This window comes from Psychrobacter aestuarii (assembly GCF_904846035.1).
Lineage (GTDB): Bacteria > Pseudomonadota > Gammaproteobacteria > Pseudomonadales > Moraxellaceae > Psychrobacter > Psychrobacter aestuarii.
Window position 1 is genome coordinate 391,385 of the sequence record NZ_CAJGYT010000001.1, and the last position, 21,720, is coordinate 413,104.

The 21,720-nt window shown below is 50.7% G+C and carries 14 protein-coding genes; 12 read left to right on the forward strand and 2 right to left on the reverse strand.

The window, feature by feature from the left end; translation table 11 throughout:
• Positions 1 to 255 precede the first annotated feature (255 nt).
• The 4 genes from JMW05_RS01485 to JMW05_RS01500 all read left to right on the forward strand — a co-directional run bounded on the left by JMW05_RS01485 (position 256) and on the right by JMW05_RS01500 (position 3,813).
• Entirely contained in the window at positions 256 to 879 is a 624-nt protein-coding gene (locus JMW05_RS01485) for an anthranilate synthase component II (protein ID WP_201503657.1), read from the forward strand.
• A gap of 66 nt (positions 880 to 945) precedes the next feature.
• A complete protein-coding gene (gene trpD, locus JMW05_RS01490) occupies positions 946 to 2,055 on the forward strand; it encodes an anthranilate phosphoribosyltransferase (RefSeq protein WP_201503658.1) in 1,110 nt (369 codons plus the stop codon).
• Between the two features lie 73 nt (positions 2,056 to 2,128).
• Positions 2,129 to 2,989 (forward strand): indole-3-glycerol phosphate synthase TrpC, encoded by an 861-nt coding sequence (gene trpC / locus JMW05_RS01495; protein ID WP_201503659.1) that lies wholly within the window; start codon positions 2,129 to 2,131, stop codon positions 2,987 to 2,989.
• 89 nt (positions 2,990 to 3,078) lie between these two features.
• Positions 3,079 to 3,813, forward strand: coding sequence for a Smr/MutS family protein (locus tag JMW05_RS01500; RefSeq protein ID WP_201503660.1), 735 nt, complete (start codon positions 3,079 to 3,081; stop codon positions 3,811 to 3,813).
• Between the two features lie 95 nt (positions 3,814 to 3,908).
• Here the strand turns inward: JMW05_RS01500 and JMW05_RS01505 are convergent, their stop codons facing one another.
• On the reverse strand, positions 3,909 to 5,804 hold the full coding sequence (locus tag JMW05_RS01505; protein WP_227691391.1) for a mechanosensitive ion channel family protein: 1,896 nt from the start codon (positions 5,802 to 5,804) through the stop codon (positions 3,909 to 3,911).
• Between the two features lie 475 nt (positions 5,805 to 6,279).
• Here JMW05_RS01505 and JMW05_RS01510 point away from each other — a divergent pair, with 475 nt between their 5' ends.
• From JMW05_RS01510 to JMW05_RS01545, 8 genes are all read left to right on the forward strand, one after another.
• Complete coding sequence (locus JMW05_RS01510; protein WP_201503661.1) at positions 6,280 to 8,178, forward strand: TonB-dependent receptor plug domain-containing protein; 1,899 nt, start codon at positions 6,280 to 6,282, stop codon at positions 8,176 to 8,178.
• 306 nt (positions 8,179 to 8,484) lie between these two features.
• Complete coding sequence (ahcY, locus tag JMW05_RS01515) at positions 8,485 to 9,909, forward strand: adenosylhomocysteinase (RefSeq protein ID WP_201503662.1); 1,425 nt, start codon at positions 8,485 to 8,487, stop codon at positions 9,907 to 9,909.
• Positions 9,910 to 9,926: 17 nt separating this feature from the next.
• The gene (metF, locus tag JMW05_RS01520) at positions 9,927 to 10,775 is read left to right on the forward strand and encodes a methylenetetrahydrofolate reductase [NAD(P)H] (protein WP_201503663.1); all 849 of its coding nucleotides are present in this window, start codon (positions 9,927 to 9,929) and stop codon (positions 10,773 to 10,775) included.
• Between the two features lie 316 nt (positions 10,776 to 11,091).
• Positions 11,092 to 11,928 carry a 16S rRNA (uracil(1498)-N(3))-methyltransferase gene (locus JMW05_RS01525; protein ID WP_201503664.1) on the forward strand — a complete coding sequence of 279 codons (837 nt, stop codon included), beginning with the start codon at positions 11,092 to 11,094 and terminating at the stop codon, positions 11,926 to 11,928.
• A 261-nt stretch (positions 11,929 to 12,189) separates the two neighbouring features.
• Positions 12,190 to 13,902: a putative bifunctional diguanylate cyclase/phosphodiesterase gene (locus tag JMW05_RS01530; protein WP_201503665.1), complete on the forward strand. Its 1,713-nt coding sequence runs from the start codon at positions 12,190 to 12,192 to the stop codon at positions 13,900 to 13,902.
• 395 nt (positions 13,903 to 14,297) lie between these two features.
• Positions 14,298 to 16,091 carry an acyl-CoA dehydrogenase C-terminal domain-containing protein gene (locus tag JMW05_RS01535; RefSeq protein WP_201503666.1) on the forward strand — a complete coding sequence of 598 codons (1,794 nt, stop codon included), beginning with the start codon at positions 14,298 to 14,300 and terminating at the stop codon, positions 16,089 to 16,091.
• Positions 16,092 to 16,321: 230 nt separating this feature from the next.
• Positions 16,322 to 18,106 (forward strand): acyl-CoA dehydrogenase C-terminal domain-containing protein, encoded by a 1,785-nt coding sequence (locus tag JMW05_RS01540; RefSeq protein WP_201503667.1) that lies wholly within the window; start codon positions 16,322 to 16,324, stop codon positions 18,104 to 18,106.
• Positions 18,107 to 18,341: 235 nt separating this feature from the next.
• The gene (locus tag JMW05_RS01545) at positions 18,342 to 20,738 is read left to right on the forward strand and encodes a site-specific recombinase (RefSeq protein ID WP_201503668.1); all 2,397 of its coding nucleotides are present in this window, start codon (positions 18,342 to 18,344) and stop codon (positions 20,736 to 20,738) included.
• A gap of 119 nt (positions 20,739 to 20,857) precedes the next feature.
• On the opposite strand, the gene JMW05_RS01550 is transcribed toward JMW05_RS01545, so the two are convergent.
• Positions 20,858 to 21,700 carry a symmetrical bis(5'-nucleosyl)-tetraphosphatase gene (locus JMW05_RS01550; protein WP_201503669.1) on the reverse strand — a complete coding sequence of 281 codons (843 nt, stop codon included), beginning with the start codon at positions 21,698 to 21,700 and terminating at the stop codon, positions 20,858 to 20,860.
• Positions 21,701 to 21,720: the final 20 nt, after the last annotated feature.

Genomic DNA, 21,720 nt, shown 5'->3' on the forward strand with positions numbered 1-21,720 from the left:
TTTACGGTATTTGTTTACCCAATGCATTTTATATCATGCGCTTCTTTGGTGCTTTTGATTCATGTTGGTGCAAAATATTTATTTTTGCGTTATATCGGGGCATCTCTTGCGTGCCAAGTTCTATATATTGTCTGTACTGGCTGCTTGCTCATGGGGTAAATAATGGTAAGATAACTTGTCTACCGCATGGGCGCAGCGCTATTGCAGCGTCATGGGCGGTGGCTTTTTTATTTATCCTATTAGGCTTAGCAGACCATGATTTTGATGATTGATAATTACGACAGCTTTACGTACAACATCGTACAGTACTTCGGCGAGCTACAGCAGGAAGTGACCGTCTGGCGTAATGATCAAGTGAGCATTAGTGATATTAAAGCGCTCGCGCCTGATGTGATTGTCATCGGACCTGGACCGTGCGACCCTGACCGTGCGGGGATTTCGCTTGAGGTGATTGAAACCTTTCAAGGCGTTATTCCGATTTTGGGCATTTGCTTGGGTCATCAGGCGATTGGGCAAGCGTTCGGTGGCGAGGTGGTCAAGGCAGGTCAAGTAATGCACGGGCGCTTATCAAAGGTGTATCACAACAATCAAGGCGTATTTGCCAACTTGCCCAACCCATCGACCTTTACCCGCTATCACTCGCTGGTGGTAGACAAGGACACGCTGCCTGAATGCCTTGAGATGACGGCATGGACGCAATATGAAAACGGCAGCATCGAGGAGATTATGGGCTTTCGCCATCGTACGCTCGCGATTGAAGGGGTGCAATTCCACCCTGAATCGATTTTAAGCGAAGCGGGCTATCATTTGCTGAATAACTTCTTGGCGGCGCATGGACTGGCGCGCTTGAATGACAATGAGTTGCCGCAAGTCGGCTAACGCTGAATTCCTGATAACAAACACAACTATTTTGCAAACAAAACTATTTTATAAGAAGAGATACTAATGACAGCAACCAATAAACGCCCCGAAGACATCACTGCCATGAGCGATGAGGACATTCATAAGCACTTAACCACGGCATTGTCGCGGATGTTTGACCATATTGATTTGACCTTTGATGAGATGCGCACGGTCATGCTGATTATCATGCAAGGGCGCTGTGACAGTGCCTTGATGGGCGCGATACTGACCGCGCTACGCATGAAGGGCGAATCGATTGAGGAGATTAGCGCAGCGGCAAGTGCTATGCGTGAGTTGGCGGACAAGATTGAACCGCAAGACTGCGCGCATTTGGTCGATATCGTGGGGACAGGCGGCGATGGCGCTAATATTTTTAACGTGTCTACCGCCTCAGCATTCGTTACCGCGGCGGCTGGCGCGCAGGTCGCTAAGCACGGCAACCGCGGCGTATCGACCAAGTCGGGCAGCTCAGACTTGTTAGAGCAAGTGGGCATCAGCTTGCAGCTCACCCCTGAACAAGCCAAGCTGTGTATTGAGAACGAAGGCATTGGCTTTTTGTTCGCGCCCAATCACCACAGCGCCATGCGTCATGCCAATCCGATTCGCCGTGCACTCAAATCACGTACCATTTTTAATATTTTAGGTCCTTTGACCAACCCTGCCAGCGTGCCCAACTTGGTAATTGGTGTCTTTACCGATGAGCTGTGCGAGCCACTGGCAAAAGTCATGCGTAATCTGGGCGCGCAGCATGTGATGGTGGTCGGCTCAAAAGATGGCTTGGATGAGATTAGCCTTGCCACCTCGACCACGGTTGCCGAGCTAAAAGACGGTGAAGTGTCGGTCTATCAAGTCACCCCTGAAGATGTGGGCATCGAATCGCAAACCCTGATTGGCTTGGATGTGGCCTCGCCCAGTGACAGCTTGGCACTAATACGCGCCGCACTCAGTGGCGACGACACCGACACCCGCTCGGTACTCAAAGCGCGTGATATGATTGCGTTAAATGCAGGCGCGGCAATCTACACCTCAGGCGTGGCGAGCAGCTACCGTGAGGGCGTAGACAAAGCCAAAGCCGCCATTCATGACGGCAGCGCGCTTGCCAAAATGGAATCGCTGGCGACCTATTCACAGTCACTTGCCAGCGCGCCGTAAACTTACTTGTTAGCTATTTTTTTAGCCGTCATTATTGAGCGGTTGTTTTTACATATTATTATTTGGATACCTGATGACCACTTCTTCTCACACTGCTGATATCCCCTCTGTATTGCAGCGCATCGTGCGCACCAAGCAAGACGAAGTTGCCAAAGCGCGCAGCGATCTGCCGCTGGACGCACTAGCCGAGCAAGCAAAAAACGATGACACACCAAGACGCGGCTTTGCCAACGCACTACGCAGCGCTGATATCGGCATCATCGCTGAGGTCAAAAAAGCCTCACCATCAAAAGGCATCATTAATCACAACTTTGAGCCTGCGCTGTTTGCTGAGCAGTATCAAGCGGCGGGCGCAAGCTGCCTGTCAGTATTGACTGACCGCGATTATTTTCAAGGTGATGATGCCTATTTACAGGCGGCGCGCGCGGCGACCACCCTGCCCGTCCTGCGCAAAGACTTTATGATTGATGCGTATCAAATTTATCAGTCTTACGTGCTGGGTGCGGATTGTATCTTGCTGATTATGGCGTGTCTCGATGATGCCACCGTGCATGAGCTGCACGCGCTTAGCATTCAGCTGGGCATGGATGTACTGATTGAAATTCATACCGAAGAAGAGCTACAGCGCGCCCTAACCCTGCCGCGCTCAACGCACAATATCTACGGCATCAATAACCGTAATTTGAATACCTTTGAGGTCGATTTGCAAAACACCTTGGCATTAAAGGCACAGCTGATTGCCGCATTATCTGCTGATGACAGCGCTGACAAACCGCTTATCGTGACCGAAAGTGGCATTCATAGCGCTGCTGACATTGAGCTGATGCTTGGGCAAGACATTCGCCACTTTTTGATTGGCGAGCAGTTTATGAAAACTGAGCATCCTGGTCAGGCGTTACAATCACTACTTGCGAGCGTGAACACAAGCGCGTAAAGTGTAGCTCATTATCCCAAGCATGAAGCCCCGAGGTGTTTTGGGGCTTTTCTTTTTTCATTTATCAATACAGTAATACACATATTGTTATGGCAAATTCTCTGTTTTCAAAAGAAATGCAAGACCAGCTCAAAGAGCTAAAAGGACAACTAAGCAAAGGGCGTGACACCACCGACGCCAATGGCGATGGGCAAAAACCGACCGAGCCTGTGTCACTACCGACGCAAAAACAAGTCAAAAAAACCGTCAAGCAGCTTGATAGCGAGCATATTGATGACGACAAAGTCTTGTTTATGCAAGCCATGCACGGCGTCAACCAGCTCAAAGACAAAAACACGCGCACGCCAACAGCAGCGGATAAGAGCACAACCGTAGACGCGGCGACCTTGTCAAAGCGTGCCGCAGCGCAAGGCGCGGACACAGGCGGTCTGGACGTGGGTCTGTCTGACATGAAAGCACTGCTCAGCCCTGTGGCGAGCGAAGCGTATCTGTCATTTAAGCAGCCAACGCTACAAAACAAAGTCTTTACTCAGTTAAAGCAAGGTAAACTGCGCTGGTATGATGCGGTCGATATCCATGGCTGCACCATTGAAGAGGCACGCGAAGCCTTGACCACTTTGCTTGTACAAGCCAAAAACAACAATGAAACCGTGGTTAAAGTCGTACACGGCAAAGGCAGCGAAGCCATTTTAAAAACTTGCGTCAACGGCTGGCTACGTCAGCTGCCTGAAGTACTGGCATTTTGCTCAGCGCCACCAAAAGATGGCGGCAATGGCGCGGTCTTGGTACTGCTTAAAAAAGCCAAAGACGACGACAAGCGTTAATACTGTCAGCTGGTTACCGCTTTGGTAAACCATACGACATAAAAAAGGCTGCACAACGCAGCCTTTTTTATGGGCTAAATTTTGCTAGCAGAAACCTAGTAGCCCAGCTTTCTTTTTAGCCCCCGAAAGTGATGCTTTGCCACGCGCTCTAGATTTGAGTTGCTGGCGGGGCTTTTCTTATCGGTAGGCGCAGCAGGCGTCTCGTCTGTTTCAGTCTCGGCGTCCGTCTCGTCTGGCGCATCGGCATCGTCTTTATTGAGTACCACAGCGTTGTCAGCGGGCGTAGCGGGTTCAGTCGCTGCTGGCATATTGGGGGTGTCGCTTACGTCTGGAGTGTCATTTACCTCTTGCATCAACGCGTCTTGGTCAACAATCAGCTGCTGCGTCGGCAAGGCATGCTCGACTTTATACTTTTCAATTTCGTTTAAAATATCGACGAACAGCACGTTTTGTTTGTCATAAAACTCAATGATACTGCCTGCATTTACGTAGGCTTGTAGCTGAATAACATAGCAGTCTTGGCGCAGCTCATTGATATTGGCCTGATTCCATTCTTGGTTGGTCAGCTCATGCTTTTCTATAAAGGTATTTAAGTCCTTGACCAGACGGAATATTTCATCAATCTCCGCATTGCGCTTTAGATAAATATTGTGCAAAAAGCGGAACATATCGCGCGCGGCGTAGTTTTCAATTTGCATGGACGAAAAATCGCCGTTCGGAATGGTGACGATGGTACGGCTAAGTGTACGCACGCGCGAGGAGCGAATGCCGATATCCACGACCGTGCCTTCATAAGTGCCAAATTTGCAATAATCGCCCACGCGCACAGGTGAGTCGGCGACCACCACCACACTACCGACCAAGTTTTCGATGGTCTTTTGCGCACCCAGTGCCAATGCCAAACCACCGACACCCAGCGCCGCAATCCCTGTGGTTAAGTCAAAGCCTAGGTTGCCAAAGATAACGATGACCGCAAAAATCAGCAGCAGCGCTTTAACGATTTTGCGCAGCAGTCCCAAAATCGATACGCGCTCAATATGATTACGCTTATAGCTCATGGCTTCGGCACGACCAAACAGCGCATCAATCACGCGCAGTAGCAACCACGTCATGGCAAGCCACGAGGCAATCTCGGTAAAGCGATTGACAGGCTCACGCAGCGTCACGGACACGCCCGCGTACACCATGACCTCGGAGAGCATTAACGCCATAATGACCACCGCCAATGGCAAAATCACCCTGTTCGGTAGTGGCAGCTGATGACCGCGCACACGCGGATAAATCAGCTTGAGCAAGTGATAGCACAGCCATACCAGCACATAGGTGAGTATGAAGCTGCCCACCGTCAACACCACGGCGGCGACGACATCGACGAGCTGATAGCCCATCAGTTTTTTGTCTTTTAACGCCTCAGAGGTATAGCGGGCGACCAGTGTTGGCTCGGTATTTTCCACCACTTCTGCTAATGGCTTAAGCGTTTCGCTTGAGAACTGCCAATACTGCGCGCCTGTCTTTGACACCACGCGCTCTAAGAGCAGCGGAATGTTTTTGTCCGCAATACGAATGTCCCCGACGCGCTCTTGGCTCGGTGGCAGCTGGTCGGTCAAGTTGCCTTCAGGTACATTGCTCAGCTGAAGGTCGGTCTGAAAGCGTCCGCCTGCATCGAGGGCTTGTTTGAACTGACGGATGACGGTCGCAGGGTTGTCGGCTTTGGAGAGGTTCAGATAATTACTTGCCAGCAAATAGTCGTTGTCACTGAGCGCGCTAATAAAGCCTTGTACTGCTTGGCGCGGGGTGTCGCGTCCGAAAGGATCAGGCATACTGACCTCAGCACTCGCCTCACCACTGCTGTCCCCAATACCAAGCACACTGCTCTCCGCCGACCATGCCAGCATCGGTAATGCGGTGCATAACAACAGCATCAGCCAGCGTATGCTACGCCCTATCGCCAGCCAGCGCCCATTGGCACGACCTTTACCTGTGTTCTTCAAACCTTACCCCTCACTCGTGTCTTTACCTTATGCGCATCTTAAGCCAATCACAGCCAAAGCAAAACCCTAGCCGCCGTTACTTTGTCGGCACTTTGTTGGTGCTTTGTCACCAAAGCTTGTCGCGTCATCTTTGATGACCGCTGGCTTTGGCGGCAGTCATGCGGTTGCTTGGTGCTCTATTGTACTTATAACGCCGAATGGTTCTATGAATTACTCATGTTTATTGCGTTTGTTATTTGTCGCCTATTGCTTAGTCAATACACCGCGTATGGCTTTGCTTATCGATTGCACTTAGGCTGCATCTGCCCCCTTTATTTACCATATTGAAAGATACTCACGACAGCGTGAATAAACATTGTGAAAAAAATGGTTTATAAATCTGTAATATTTCTAGATAATGTCCCCTGTTTGGTGTGTGCCAATTTTGTAACACATCCTTTCACTTATTTTTGATTTGATTCTTTGAGAATAGATTATGATGCTATCGCCTTCATCTTCAACCGCTTATCTTCGCCTATGTGTGCTGAGCGCCCTTAGTGTAGTGGCCCTGCAAGCCAACGCAGCGACCACCGACACGGCTGAAACCGACCAGCCTACCGCTGAGTTTGACGCCATTGTGGTCACCGCCAACCGCACACCAACCAAAGTCGAAAACACCATCGCCCAAACGCGCGTGATTGATGAAGAAGAACTCAAGCGCTATCAAGGTCAAAGTGCCCTTGATATCATCAAGCGTCAGCCAGGCGTGACCTTTAAGCAAAACGGTGGCTTGGGTACCGCATCTAACTTTTATGTGCGCGGTTATGATAACCGACAAATTCTGGTTTTGATTGACGGCATACGCTACAGCTCTGTCAGTCTTGGTGGTGCTGCCCTTAACCTACTGCCCGCCGACCAAATCGAGCGTATCGAAGTGCTGTATGGCGCATCAGGCTCAAGTATTTATGGCTCAGATGCGATGGGCGGCGTCATTCAAATCTTTACCAAAGGCAATAGCGTCTATAACAACAGCTTTGCTGTGACTGCTGGCGCGGGCTCGCACGACCACTACACCTATGGCGCGAACGCACAAGTGACCAATGGTGAAGGTACGAGCTTTAGCCTTGCGGCAAGCCATAACGAGACCAAAGGCATCAATGCCACATTGCCTAGTGCCGATGGCATTTATGGTTATCCTATATACAACAAAGACAATGATGGCTTCGAATCTGACAACTTTAGCTTTGCACTGAACCATCGTTTTAACAATGCGCTGATGATGGGTACCAGTGGTCTGTACAGCAAATCAACCACCGAATACGACGACGGCGCGCTTGATGACGTTTATGCTGACCAAGAAAATGGCGCGTTACAAGCCTATGTCGATTGGCAGTATATGCCTGATGCGTCAGTCAAGCTGCAATACGGCCGCTCTGTTGATAAGAGTACCTCTTTTGACAGCTTTCCTAGTGTCTTTGACAGCACCCAAGACCAAGTAACCTTGATTGGTAAAAACAAACTGGGCATGGGTCAAGGCGTTTACGGTGTAGAGTACTTAACGCAAGGGCTAGACAGCACAGGCTACAGTATTGACGACCGTGATGTTAAAAGCGCCTTTGCAGGCTACGTGCTTGCCAATGACCGCTTTGATGGTCAAGCCAACGTGCGTTACGATGACGACTCACGCTACGGGGACGAAACCACCTACAATCTAGGCGGCGCAGTACATCTCAGCCCCGATTTTCGTGTTGGCGCAAATTATGCCAAAGGTTTTCGCGCACCGTCTTTTAATGAGCTTAGCCCTGCATACGGTGGTGACTTAAACCTCAGACCTGAAACCAGCGACAACTACGAAGTATTCGCTCAATATGACGGTCAGTATGATCGCATGAGCCACAACACACGCCTGACAGGCTATCGTAATGATGTTGACGACCTGATTGCCTATTCTAACTTCCAAGCAAAAAACATCAATCAAGCCAAAATCGAAGGCGTGTCATTGACCTCTGATTGGGAAATGAACAATTACTTATTCGGTGGCAGCTACGACTACCAAAAGGCCAAAGACAACAGTGGCGGCAGCAACGATGGTAAGTTTTTGCCTATCCGCCCTGAACATCAAGGCTTGGTGTATGTCGGCTACCGTCTGCCAAGCTTAGATGTGCGCGCCGAATATCAGTACGTTGGCGATTACTACAGCGATGCTGCCAACACGGCTGCCAAAGAAGTTGAGCATTATGGCTTGCTAAACCTCAGCGGCAACTACGAGCTGTCAGACAATCTGTCAATGAGTGCGCGCTTAAACAACGTCACCAATAAAAAATACGTCACAGTTCCAGGTTACAACACCGACGGCACCAACTTCTTTACCTCACTCACGTACACGTGGTATTAAGTGCGGTTTATGAGCGCCCATTAAAGCGTATCCGTTATTAGTCGTTATAAAAAAGGTCGCCTACAGGTGACCTTTTTTTGTGCCTCTGTACTGCTGATTTGCCGCGCCCAACTTTATTGTGCTGGCTTTTTACATAGGTGACAAAGACCGCGCTATCCATTACAATAACCGCGCCGAGGGGTGTTGCGTCATAAAGCATGTTTTTATGTTAGGCTCGGTAGCACAAGTGACGTCATGTCACGTACTGCAAAACAACGGCACCTGCGTTTTTATTCTTTTTATCATACCAAGCGATAGGAGCATATCATGGACGCAGTGTCGACTACCTCATCTGCCCATACCATCGACCCTTCTTTTACCGATTATAAAGTTGCGGACATCAGCCTTGCCGACTACGGTCGCCGCGAGATTAGCCTTGCCGAAGCCGAAATGCCTGCCCTAATGGGTCTGCGTCGTCGCTATCAAGACGAGCAGCCATTACAAGGCGCCAAAATTCTTGGCTGTATCCACATGACCATCCAGACAGCGGTACTGATTGAGACCCTAGTCGCCCTCGGCGCTGACGTACGCTGGACCTCATGCAACATCTTTTCAACCCAAGACCACGCGGCGGCAGCGATTGCAGCAGCGGGTATTCCTGTATTTGCTTGGAAAGGCGAAACCGAAGAAGAGTACGAGTGGTGCTTGCGTCAGCAGCTGCATGTGGGCGGCGAAGACCCAGGCAAGCTATGGGATGCCAACCTTATCCTAGATGACGGCGGCGATTTGACCGCACTGATTCATAACGACTACGCACAGATGCTAGACACCATCCACGGCATCTCAGAAGAGACCACCACGGGCGTGCATCGTCTGATTGACATGTACAAAAAAGGCACGCTAAAAGTCCCTGCCATCAATGTCAATGACGCGGTCACCAAGTCAAAAAATGACAACAAATACGGCTGCCGCCACAGTCTAAATGACGCCATCAAGCGCGCAACCGACATGTTCCTAGCAGGTCGCCGCGCATTGGTCATCGGTTATGGCGATGTGGGCAAAGGCTCTGCGCAAAGCCTACGTCAGGAAGGCATGATTGTACGCGTCTCAGAAGTCGATCCTATCTGTGCCATGCAGGCATGTATGGACGGCTACGAAGTCCTGTCTCCTTACGTTGACGGCGACAGCACAAAAGGCGCTGACAGCATCAACACCCGCTTGCTAGAAGACACTGACCTTATCGTCACCACTACAGGCAACTACCACGTGTGTGACAAACACATGCTGGCTGCACTAAAACCAGGTGCCGTCGTGTGTAACATCGGTCACTTTGACACCGAGATTGACACTCAGTTTATGCGTGACAACTGGCGCTGGGTTGAGATTAAGCCGCAAGTACACCAAGTGTTCCGCTCAGATGACGACAACGATTACCTCATCTTGCTGGCCGAAGGTCGCCTTGTGAACCTCGGTAACGCCACAGGTCACCCATCACGCGTGATGGACGGCTCATTTGCCAACCAAGTCTTGGCACAAATGTACTTGTACGAGCAAAAATTCGCCGAATTGCCTGTTGATGAGCGTTTTGACAGCTTGTATGTTAAAGTCTTACCTAAGAAACTGGACGAAGAAGTGGCCGCCGCTATGGTTGCAGGCTTCAACGGTACCTTGACCAAGCTGACGCAGAAGCAGGCGGATTACATCGGCGTGCCTGTCGAAGGCCCATTCAAGCCTGATGAGTATAAATACTAAGACTAAGGAGCGCGACGGTGAGCAAGCCCGCTTTTTCTTTTGAGTTTTTCCCTGCAAAGACCGACCAAGGACACGACAAGCTCCTCAGTACGTATGATGAGCTCAATCAGCTGGCGCCTGCCTACTTTTCAGTGACCTATGGTGCTGGTGGTTCTACACGCAGCCGCACCATCAACATTGTTGAGGCCTTGTGCGCGCGCGGGGAGACCGAGATTGCCCCGCACCTATCGTGTATTGGTGATGATAAAGCACAAATCGCTGAGCTGCTTGAGCATTACAAAAGCTTGGGCATCAAACGCTTGGTCGCGCTGCGCGGTGACTTGCCATCGGGTCAGGTCGGCATGGGGCAACTGCCCTTTGCCCTTGACTTGGTCAAGTTTATTCGCGAAGAGACAGGCGACTATTTTCATATCGAAGTGGCGGCATATCCTGAGATGCACCCACAGGCACGCAACTTTGCCTTTGATATTGATAATTTGGTCAATAAGTATCAAGCGGGCGCAAATGCCGCCATTACGCAATTTTTTTATAATGCTGACAGCTATCTGTACTTACGTGATGCCTTAGAGCAGCGCGGGATAGATACCAATGCCCAGCCGCTGATTGCAGGCATCATGCCGATTACCAACTCAAGCAATATCTTGCGCTTTGCCGACAGCTGCGGCGCGGATATTCCGCGCTATGTGCGCAAACAGCTTGCCGACTTTGGCGATGACCGTAAGGCGATTCGCGAGTTTGGCTTTGATGTGGTGTATCGTCTGTGCGAGCGTCTGGTGAGCGAGGGCGTACCTGCGCTGCATTTTTATACCATGAACAAGGTTGAGCCAAACAAGCGCTTAGTACAAGCGCTTGGTCTGACGGACTAAAGCACATGCTGTTGTGATGGCATCGAAAAGCTGGCATTTTTAGCAATGCCAGTTTTTTTTGGTTTGGGGCAAAAGATACCACCTGTCCGCTTTACGCCTTATTGCGCGATAGTAATTCGCCGCACTGGTTGACGTATAAAAATGACTGCGGCGTATTTTTTTGTAGTAGGCTGTCTGCCAAAGCGGTGGCAATATAGTGCGCTTATTTTGCAGCGGTATTCGTAGCACGCATACTATTTCGTAAAAATCGCTAATTTTACTAACAAATGCTTGGTTATTTTGCTATTCTTTTTTTATTGTGACTCTTGGAGAAATTGTGCGACGTTTTTTTTATGCGCCTGACACTGAGGCATCGTTGACCACTACCGCGCTTGGTGAGGTCGTCACCTTACCTGAAAGCGTACAGCACCACTGGTGCCGTGTGCTGCGGGCCGCAGTCGGTGACCAAGGTATGTTATTCGATGGTTTTGGCGGCGAGTATCTGGTCGAGCTTGAGCAGATCAGTAAAAAAAGTGCCACCGTGCGCTTGCTTGAGGCGCACGATATTGAACGTACTGCGCCAATGCTCAGTAAAATTGCGCTGGTCATGAGTCGCGGCGACCGTATGGACTATGCGATTCAAAAGGCGACCGAGCTTGGGGTCAGCGCGATTCAGCTGTTAAGCAGCCATCATGGTGAAGTGACGCTAAAACCTGCGCAAGTCGAAAAAAAGCTGCTCCACTGGCAACAAGTGGCGCTCTCTGCCTGTGAGCAATGTGGTCTGAACCGCCCGCCGCTGATTATCGCCCCGCAGCCGATTGACAGCTGGCTGGCAGCTGACACGAGTGGGACGGGTTTTGCGGTCAGTGAGGTTGTCGCACCTTTGGCACCCTCGCCTTATTATCAGCAGCTGCTGCGACCAGCGGATATGCGGGTGCTACTGAGCGTGCCCGCCGCGGGCGCACCTGCCACGCCGCCGTCATTAAAAAGCCTTATGCAACAAGATACCCCTTATATTGAGCTGCTCATTGGCCCTGAAGGCGGTTTGAGCGAGGCTGAACATGAGCAAGCGTATGGCGCAGGCTTTGAGCCGTGGCAAATCGGCGCACGCGTGATGCGTACTGAGACAGCGCCTGTGGTGGCATTGGCCAGTTTGCAGGCATTATTGATATAAGTGATTGGTATACAATACAGATATAAAGTAAAACCACCTTGATGTTGCCTGATAGCCATCCGTTGTCTTATGACACACAGGCACAAAGTGGACTCCTGATTGATTTTTTTGTGACATTTTCGGTATTTTTATGAATTGTCAGCAATCGTTTGCGGCGGCATAAAAATACCCTAACCGTGCTGTTTTTACCTTGGTAAGGATGCAAAGGCAAAACCGCGCACGACAGATAAGCGTGTCTATTATCTTGTATGGGTTTATATTATGAAGGAATTCATCCCCCTCGCTGCCTCAACCAAAGAACAACTGCTCACTGCCTTATGCAGTCGTTTTGAAGATGCCATATTTATCTTAGATGCCAACTTGCGCTATATGTGGGTCAATGCCGCCTATGAGGTGATGATTGGTCATACTGAAACGTTTTTGGCAGGTCGCCCACTGGGTATTTACGCTCAAGAATTTTTGGGCGAAAAAGAGAGACGTATTTTGAAAGACATTGCCTACCGTTTGGATGAGCATGGTTATTATCAAAATAACTTGTCCATGACCACCCGCTACGGGCAGACTTTAGACTGTCATCTGACCTTTCGCCGTATCGAGCTTGAGGACAGCTATTATCATATCGGTATGGTCAAAGACACGTGCCCAAAAATCGAAACCACCGAGCGCGTCTCGCACTTGAGTAACTACGATGAATTAACGCAGCTGCCCAATCGTAGGGTGTTTTTGAGTCAAACCAGCGAGCTGCTTTTGGACAGTTACCGCGAGGTGGTGGTGGTACGATTGAACATCGACCACTACCGTATGCTCGCCAATACTTTGGGGCAAGACCACGCTGACGAATTGGTACAAGCGTTTGCCGCGCGCGTGAATGCTTTAAAATTGAACAATTTGTACTGTTTTTCACACTTTGGCGGCGATGATTTTGCTCTGCTCTTTGAGTTCACCGATGCCAACTTGGTGCGCAATGAGTTGGACGGTCTGATGCAGATGTGTGAGCGACCGTTCGTGACCAACAAGCATCCCATTTACCTCAAAGTCTCAGTCGGCATCAGCTACGCCCCCAATGACAGCAAGCAGATGCTGCAACTGCTACAGCACGCTGAGAAGGCAATGCAGTACGTCAAGCAGCAAGGCGGCGATGATATCTTTTGGTACAACCCGCAGCTGGATGTGGACAATGACCAGCGCTTGCAGCTGGAGGCGGAGCTGCGCGGCGCGATTCAAGGGGCGGAGTTTGAGCCGTATTATCAGCCCAAAGTGGACTTGATGACAGGTAATATTGTCGGTTTTGAGGCGTTGGTGCGCTGGCGGCATCCCACACGCGGTCTGCTAAAGCCGAACCACTTTATCGAAGCCATCATCAAGCACAAGCTGTCTTTTGATTTGTTTTCGCAGATGGCGATTCAGATTGCCAAGCAGCTCAATACCTGGCTTGGCATGGGATTTTGTCAGCATGTGTGTATCAATGCCGAGGCGGCTGAATTTAGCCAGCCGAACTTTTTTGATTTTATCAGTAAACTGCTGGCAGAATATCGCATCTACCCTGAGCAGCTGCACATTGAGATGACCGAATCATCCCTTATGCATCGACACAGCAGCGTACAGCATCAGCTGTCAAAAATTAAGAACTTGGGCGTCAAACTGGCGCTTGATGATTTTGGTACAGGTTATGCGTCGCTCAGCTACTTGCAAGAGTATGATTTTGACTTTATTAAAATAGACAAAAGTTTTATTTCAAAAATCATTTCTGATCCGACTCAGCATGCCATTGTAAAGGCGATTTTGGACTTAGCAAAAGCACTTGATATGGGTGTGGTTGCAGAAGGCATTGAGACCGAGGCGCAATACGCCCTGTTAAAAGACGTTGGCTGCCAATACGGGCAAGGCTACTGGTTTGGCAGACCTGTATCAGCGGCGACCGCCACACAGCTGCTCGAAGCACAGCACGCCGTGCCTAATCCAAAAGACACGTAAACGCGCACAGTCGCTATTTTGCTTGCGCGCTATAAAGCACTTTTTAAGCCGTATATCATTGCCATAATCGCTAGTAATCCTATGCAAGCGCAGTATCGCTCATTCGATACTGCGTTTTTTATAGAACTTTAGTTTGTTTTAAATAGCTTACCGCAAGACCAATGGTCACTTACGACAAAAAAATGCAATACGGTCGTGTGACTTATCAGTTTGGCGGCTCATCTTGCACCCGTCCTGCACAATGCCTATCGTTAATACAGATTTTTATGGCAGGTATGCCGCTTAGCGCGTGACTACGGTGCGCTTTTTTTGTCCTTACCTGCCCCACCCTCCACAATGCGCCACCTTATCATGACAACAATCACGTGGCGCTTTGGTACTTTAAGGATATGAGCATGCAGTACACCGCCCCTTTACGTGATATGAAATTTGTCATGCATGAGCTGCTTGAGAGCGAGCGCCATTACAGCAGCATACCTGATTTTCAAGACACCGACCGTGAGCTGATGGACAGCCTGTTTGAGGCGGGAGCGAGCTTTGCGCAAAAAGTGATTTCGCCATTGAACCAAAGCGGTGATGCTGAGGGCTGCACGTTTAATGATGGGCAAGTGACCACACCATCAGGGTTTAAGGACGCTTATCAGCAGTATTGCGAGCTCGGTTTTCCTGCCCTATCTGCCGAAGAGGATTTTGGCGGGCAAAACTTGCCTATCTCAGTATCTACGGTGATTAACGAGATGATGGGCACGGCGAACTGGTCGTTTTCGATGTATCCTGGGCTGTCGCACGGCGCGATACAGACCATCGAGCACCACGGCACCGATGCTCAAAAAGCCACGTATTTAGAAAAAATGGTCACGGGCGAATGGTCGGGCACCATGTGTCTGACTGAGGCGCAAGCGGGGTCGGATTTGGGCATCATCACCACCAAAGCCGTGCCCAATGACGATGGTACATACCAAATCACAGGGCAAAAAATCTTTATCTCCGCAGGTGAGCATGACCTAACGGACAACATCATCCATATCGTACTTGCCCGCCTGCCCGACGCCCCAAAAGGTACCAAAGGCATCTCGCTGTTTATCGTGCCTAAAGTCTTGGTCAATGAGGATGGCACGCTGGGCGCGCGCAATCAGCTGAGCTGCGGCGCGATTGAACACAAAATGGGCATCAAGGCATCGGCGACGTGCGTGATGAACTTTGATGGCGCGACAGGGTACCTTATCGGTGCAAAAAACCGTGGTCTGGCGTGCATGTTTACCTTTATGAACGTCGCGCGTCTGGGTACAGCACTTCAAGGCGTGGCAGCCGCAGAATATGCCTTCCAAGGGGCGCTGGCGTATGCTAAAGACCGCCAAGCCATGCGCGCGCTATCAGGGGCAAAAGCGCCCAAGCAGCCTGCCGACCCCATCATCGTCCATCCTGCAGTACGCGGTATGCTTTTGACTGCCAAAGCCTTTGCCGAAGGCGGACGCGCGTTGGTGTATTACTTGGCGCAGTTTGCCGATACGGTAGCCAAAGGCGATGACAAGGCGCGCCGTGAGGCAGATACCATGCTGTCCTTATTAACCCCGATTGCCAAGGCGTTCTTGACCGAGACGGGCTATGAAGCCGCCAACCATGGGGTACAGGTGTTTGGTGGGCACGGCTATATCAGCGAATGGGGTATGGAGCAAAACGTCCGCGATACGCGCATTGCTTGTCTGTATGAAGGCACAACTGAGATTCAAGCGCTTGATTTGCTAGGACGTAAAGTTATCGGCTCACAAGGCAAAATGCTGACCCCTTTTACCCGTATGATTGCTGAGTTTTGCGAGGCGCACGCGGACAATGATGAGATGGGACAGTTTATCCGTCCGCTGGCGCGTCTTAATGCCGAATGGTCAAACGTCACCTCACGCATCGCCATGCAAACGACCGAAACCCCTGATGCCATCGGCGGCGCGGCGGTCGATTATCTGTACTTTAGTGGCTATGTGACCTTGGCGTATTTGTGGGCAAAAATGGCGCTCATCGCACAAACGGCACTGGCTGAGGGCACGAGCGAAACAGGCTTTTATGATGCCAAAATTAAGACCGCGCAGTTTTATTTTGCCAAGCTGTTACCGCGCGCGCGTACCCACGTGCAGCGTATCGATTCAGGCGTCGAGCCGTATATGAGTATGCGCGTTGAGCAGTTCGCGTTTTAGTAGCGCCTATTTTTAGTACGCTTGGTATTTATCACAATAGCGGCACTCTAAATGGGTTGCCGCTTTTTTTCAATCAGCAAATGCGCGCGCCTCATTTATGCAAGCGATGATGTTTAATTATTAATGCACGCACGATTCACGAAGAGATACACAGGGTCTATTATGAATTTGCTAGACTAAATTTTGTGTCCCATCAAACAATAATACCATGACCCATCAAAGGATTGACTATGAGTACATACACTGCCCCACTTGCTGATATGCGTTTTATTTTAAATGACGTCTTTGATGCCCCACGCTTTTGGCAGTCGCAAGAGGCCTTGGCACACGTAGACATGGACACGGTAGACATGATTTTAGAAGAGATGGCGAAGCTGTCTAAAAACGTGCTGCTGCCCATCAACCAAAGCGGTGATGAGGAAGGTGCGGTCTATCAGGGCGATGGGGTGGTCAGCACACCAAAAGGCTTTAAAGAAGCCTATCAAGCGTATGCCGAAGCGGGCTGGATTGGTCTGGGCGGCAACCCTGAATACGGCGGTCAAGGTATGCCCAAGATGGTGACCATGCTGACCGAAGAGATGCTGTTCACCACCAACCAATCGTTTGCACTCTACCCCAATCTCACGGTCGGCGCGGCGTTGTGTCTGAACTCCGCCGCAAGTGAAGCACAAAAACAAAAATACCTTGAAAACATGTACGCGGGCATCTGGTCGGGGACGATGTGCTTGACCGAGCCGCACGCGGGTACTGACCTTGGTATTATCAAAACCAAAGCCGTGCCGAATGACGATGGCAGCTATCAGATTACGGGTACTAAGATTTTTATCACAGGCGGCGAGCATGACTTGAGCGAAAACATCATTCATTTGGTGCTTGCCAAAACACCTAATGCCCCTGAAGGCTCAAAAGGCATCTCATTATTTATTGTGCCAAAGTTTTTGGTCAATGACGACGGCTCACTGGGCGCGCGCAACCAGCTTGCCGCAGGTGCCATCGAGCACAAAATGGGCATCAAGGCCTCAGCAACGTGTGTCATGAACTTTGATGGCGCGACAGGCTGGATGATTGGGGAAGAGAATACAGGGCTTGCCTCGATGTTTATTATGATGAACTACGAGCGCGTGACCATGGGCTTGCAAGGGTTGGGCGGTACAGAGCTGGCTTACCAAAACGCAGCACGATATGCAGTGGAACGCGCACAAGGACGCAGTGACACCCAAATCCAAAGTCCCGAAGCGCCTGCTGACGCCATCATTCATCATGCCGATGTGCGCCGTATGCTGCTAAACGCCAAAGCGAACGCCGAGGCCTCACGCTGCTTTGCTATGTATGTGGCCAAGCAACTGGACACCGAAAAATTCAGCGCTGATGCCGAGGCGGCGCAAACGGCGGCAACACGGGTTGCCCTGCTCACCCCCATTGCCAAAGCCTTTTTGACCGATAAGGCGCTTGAGGCCACGGTCGACTGTCAGCAGGTCTTTGGCGGGCATGGCTATATCCGCGAATGGGGCATGGAGCAAATCGTTCGTGACACCCGCATTGCGCAGATTTACGAGGGCGCAAACGGTATTCAGGCGCTCGATTTGCTCGGTCGTAAGGTGGTGCGCAATGAGGGCAAATACATGCTTGCCTTTGTTGAAGAGATACGTGACTATGTCGCCTCGATGCAAAGCACGCATGCGATTAAAGAGGCGACGTTACGCGCCGCAACGCGTATCGCTGAGCTGACACACACCGTGGTCGATAACAGCAAAGCCCAACCAAGCGATGTCAATGGCTGCGCGGTCGACTACATGCATGCGGCAGGCTATCTGTGCTATGCCTATATGTTTGCCATGATGGTCGAGGCCGCGCATGACAAAACAGGGGACTTTTATACCCACAAAGCCAAACTCGCAGATTACTTTGTCGCCCGTATCTTGCCACGTTTGGAGGCGCACGCAGCGATGGTCGAGGCAGGCAGCGCGGTGATTATGGACTTTGCTGTGCCTTATTTTGACGAGAGCGCTTTGTAGTCCTTACCTTATGCAGCACCCCAAACAGTTACTTAATCAGGGCAGTATAGCAACTGCCCTTTTTTTATGGCACAGTAGCAGTCGCCCATCGGTGGTCCATGCCGCTAACAAAACGATGCAATATCTGAAGGCGGTTATGATTACAATACGCCAATAACATGACCGTTATACGCCACATCGATGCGTCATGTTATGATTTTCGCTTTTGTCTTACTAGAATAATAAAGGGTACGCTGTGTCAGATATAAAACGCATTTTGCAGCAGATTACTGCGTTGAGTGAGGTGCCCGAGGCCTCGGTACTGAAGCTTTTGATTGATGCGCTACGCGCAACCGAAAAAGAGCCTGCACTTGCCAACCAGAACATTCAACAGCTGATTGATGTACTGCGCCAGCACCCTGAATATGCGCGCGGGCTGTCGAGTTTTGTCTTAACCTTAATCATCCAATACCGCCAGATTAACCTGTATACCGATACAGGCATCATGTCTGACCAAGGCTTTTTTAGCAGTCTGCGCCGCTTGGTGGGACATCGGTTTTTGCCGTTATTGCCACAAGATGACTCGGTGGTTGAGCTGATTGGTTATCTGTTTCCTGACCGTCAAGACGAGCGCTGGCTCGCGAATATCGACAGTCAAAAGTGGGATGCACTGGTGGAGCTGTTACAGGTCGATGAGGCGCACTTGCATTTGGTCGCCACGGTCAAAAACAGCATTCTAAACGCCATTGTGATTTTGTCTTATCGTATCAGCGGTGTGGGACTGCATCCTGATTTGATGGAAGCCTACCCGCAGATTCTCAACTACTCCGCTGCCTTTGTCGCGCAAAACCAAGAAGCGGTCTTGTTCGTCAATCAGTATCGCCAAGCGCACGAGCTGGACACCTTGACCGACATTACCCCCGCGCAAGCGGTCGACCCTGCGCCCTTGTTTGTCATGCTTGAGCAGTGCGAGGACATCGTCGCCACAGTACGCAAACGCATTTATAAGACGGGCATTTCGATTCGCTTGACCAATATGATGCTGCGCCTTGACCAGAGTTTGCGCCGTATGCGCGTGCTGACCGAGCTGGTCGCCGATACAGGCGATAGGCGCGACAAAGCCTTGATTGAGCTGATTCAGACGCTGATTTTGACCGCCAACAGGCGCTATAGTATTGGCTATTTGATTGATAACAACACCAAGCTACTCTCACGCAAAGTCACCGAAAACGCCAGCCGCGTGGGCGAGCACTACATCAGTACCGACAGACGCGGCTACCAAAAGATGTTTAAAAAGGCATCGATTGGTGGCTTTTTCATTGCCTTTATGGCGACCACCAAGATTTTGTCTTACGAGCTGGCACTCGCGCCGATGGGTCGGGCGTTTATTAACAGTATGATTTATGGCTGCGGCTTTGTGTTTATTCACATCGTTCATGGCACGGTCGCGACCAAGCAGCCTGCGATGACTGCCGCTGCGATTGCCTCGACCATCTCAGAAGGCTCAGGCAAAAAGTCGCATCAGCTGACCAAACTCTCTGAGCTGGTGGTGGATATTTTGCGCACGCAGTTCGTCGCGATTATGGGTAATATCATGCTGGCGATGCCTGTGGCGCTGCTGATTTCGCTTGCGTGGTTTCAATATACGGGCGCACCGATGATTGATGCTGATAAAGCAACGCATCTGTTGCACGACCTTGACCCGTTCCACTCGCTCGCCTTGCCGCACGCGGCAATCGCTGGGGTGTATCTGTTCTTATCTGGTCTGATTGCAGGCTACTACGACAACCTTGCGGTGTATAACAAGATTGGCGAGCGTATCCGCCGACACAGATTTTTGCAGCGCATCATGCCTGCCTCTTGGCTGTCGCGCTTCGGCGGCTTTATCGAGGCGAACCTCGGCGCGATTATGGGTAACTTCTTATTCGGTGTGTTCCTTGGCAGTACCGCGACCATCGGTTATTTGTTCGGCTTACCGATTGATATCCGTCACATTGCCTTTGCTTCAGCCAACTTTGCCCACGGTTTATTCAACCTGCCCGCCGATGAAATCAGCTGGTCATTGATTTTGCTGTCTTTATTGGGGGTACTGCTGATTGGTGCGGTCAACTTGATGGTCAGCTTTAGCCTAGCGCTGTTTGTCGCACTGCGCTCTAAAGAAGTGCGCTTCTTTGAATGGGGGCGTTTGACGCGCTTGATTTTGGGTCACCTTGCCAGCCACCCCTCTGACTTTTTTTGGCCGCGTCCAAAACCGATGACGTACGCGCGTATTGACAGTCAAGGTCATATGATTTTTGATGACAACAGCGCACAAAAAGGCAATCAGCCTTTGCCCAACAAATACGTGGTCAGACGCTTGTCTGACGTGAAAGTGCTGCCAAAATCCATGCAAGCGGGCGAGCGCGTCAAAAACCCCGATACGCCCGTACACCATACCGCCAATAAGGCAGCAGAAAACGCGGACAAAGTGGTGGAGCTGGACGACGGCTTGTCCAATGATGTGATTGACGATATGCCGCCAGGCGATGACATTCGCTACGATAAAGCGACCAAAACGTTGGGCGCGCACGAGACCGAATCGACGGACAAAGCAGAAACAGAAGACAAAAATCATCTGCCAAAACCGAAAAAGCCACCCAACCTGCCGCATTAATCTGATGCTACACAAAAGCGGTCATTAAAAAAGCCGATTTGCCCTACTGTTTATAGGACAAATCGGCTTTTTGTATTCATAATGCTGTTAACAACTAAAACAACTAAGCTACGAATAAATTACGCTTCAGCCGCCTCACAGCTTGTCGATGAGGTAAACACCTGACTGTCGCCCAAACGATAGGCGAGTAAGTGATTGCCCCACACACAGCCACCATCGAGCGCACGCGCGTGCGGCAGGTCAATCTTGGCTTCGAGCGCTGCCCAATGACCAAACAGGATTTTGCGCGCGCGGGGCACTTGCCAAGAGAACCACGGGGCAAAGTCGGTCGGCATCTCATCGGTTAAGCTGGCACTAAAGCTGAACTCCAACAGCCCGTCGGCACGGCACAAGCGCATACGCGTAAAATAATTGGCAATCGCACGAATGCGGGCAAAGCCGTGCATGTCTTTGTGCCAGACGTCTGCCTGCTTGCGGTATAGATGCGGCAACATACGGTCAAGCTGCGGCAGACTGCTTTGTAATTGACGCTCAAGCTCGCGCGCGTAGCCTTCTGCCTCATCAATCTGCCAATGCGGCGGAATCCCTGCATGCACAAGCACACTGCGCGTGTCAGGATAGCTCAAAATCGGCTGATGACGCAGCCACTCGAGCAGCTCATCGCAATCAGGCGCGGCAAAAATGGGCGCGGTTTTGTCTTTCTTTTTGAGTTTCGCCGCACCGCGCCACACCGCAATCAGGTTTAAATCATGATTGCCCAGCACAGTCGCCGCAGCGCCTTGCTCGCACAACGACTTGACCATACGTAACGTGCTTAGCGAATCCTCGCCACGCGCGACCAAATCCCCTGCAAACCACAATTTGTCTTGACTGGCATCAAAATCAATCACCTCTAACAATGCTTGAAAGGCCGCATAACAGCCTTGCAGGTCGCCAATCACATACTGGTGCCGAAAACTCATAATCCCTCAATCATCACAAT

Bases quoted from the DNA above. Each gene is read 5' to 3' on its own strand.
- JMW05_RS01485 (WP_201503657.1), top strand. From the start codon at position 256: ATGATTTTGATGATTGATAATTACGACAGCTTTACGTACAACATCGTA.
- trpD (WP_201503658.1), top strand. From the start codon at position 946: ATGACAGCAACCAATAAACGCCCCGAAGACATCACTGCCATGAGCGAT.
- trpC (WP_201503659.1), top strand. From the start codon at position 2,129: ATGACCACTTCTTCTCACACTGCTGATATCCCCTCTGTATTGCAGCGC.
- JMW05_RS01500 (WP_201503660.1), top strand. From the start codon at position 3,079: ATGGCAAATTCTCTGTTTTCAAAAGAAATGCAAGACCAGCTCAAAGAG.
- JMW05_RS01510 (WP_201503661.1), top strand. From the start codon at position 6,280: ATGATGCTATCGCCTTCATCTTCAACCGCTTATCTTCGCCTATGTGTG.
- ahcY (WP_201503662.1), top strand. From the start codon at position 8,485: ATGGACGCAGTGTCGACTACCTCATCTGCCCATACCATCGACCCTTCT.
- JMW05_RS01530 (WP_201503665.1), top strand. From the start codon at position 12,190: ATGAAGGAATTCATCCCCCTCGCTGCCTCAACCAAAGAACAACTGCTC.
- JMW05_RS01535 (WP_201503666.1), top strand. From the start codon at position 14,298: ATGCAGTACACCGCCCCTTTACGTGATATGAAATTTGTCATGCATGAG.
- JMW05_RS01540 (WP_201503667.1), top strand. From the start codon at position 16,322: ATGAGTACATACACTGCCCCACTTGCTGATATGCGTTTTATTTTAAAT.
- JMW05_RS01550 (WP_201503669.1), bottom strand. From the start codon at position 21,700: ATGAGTTTTCGGCACCAGTATGTGATTGGCGACCTGCAAGGCTGTTAT.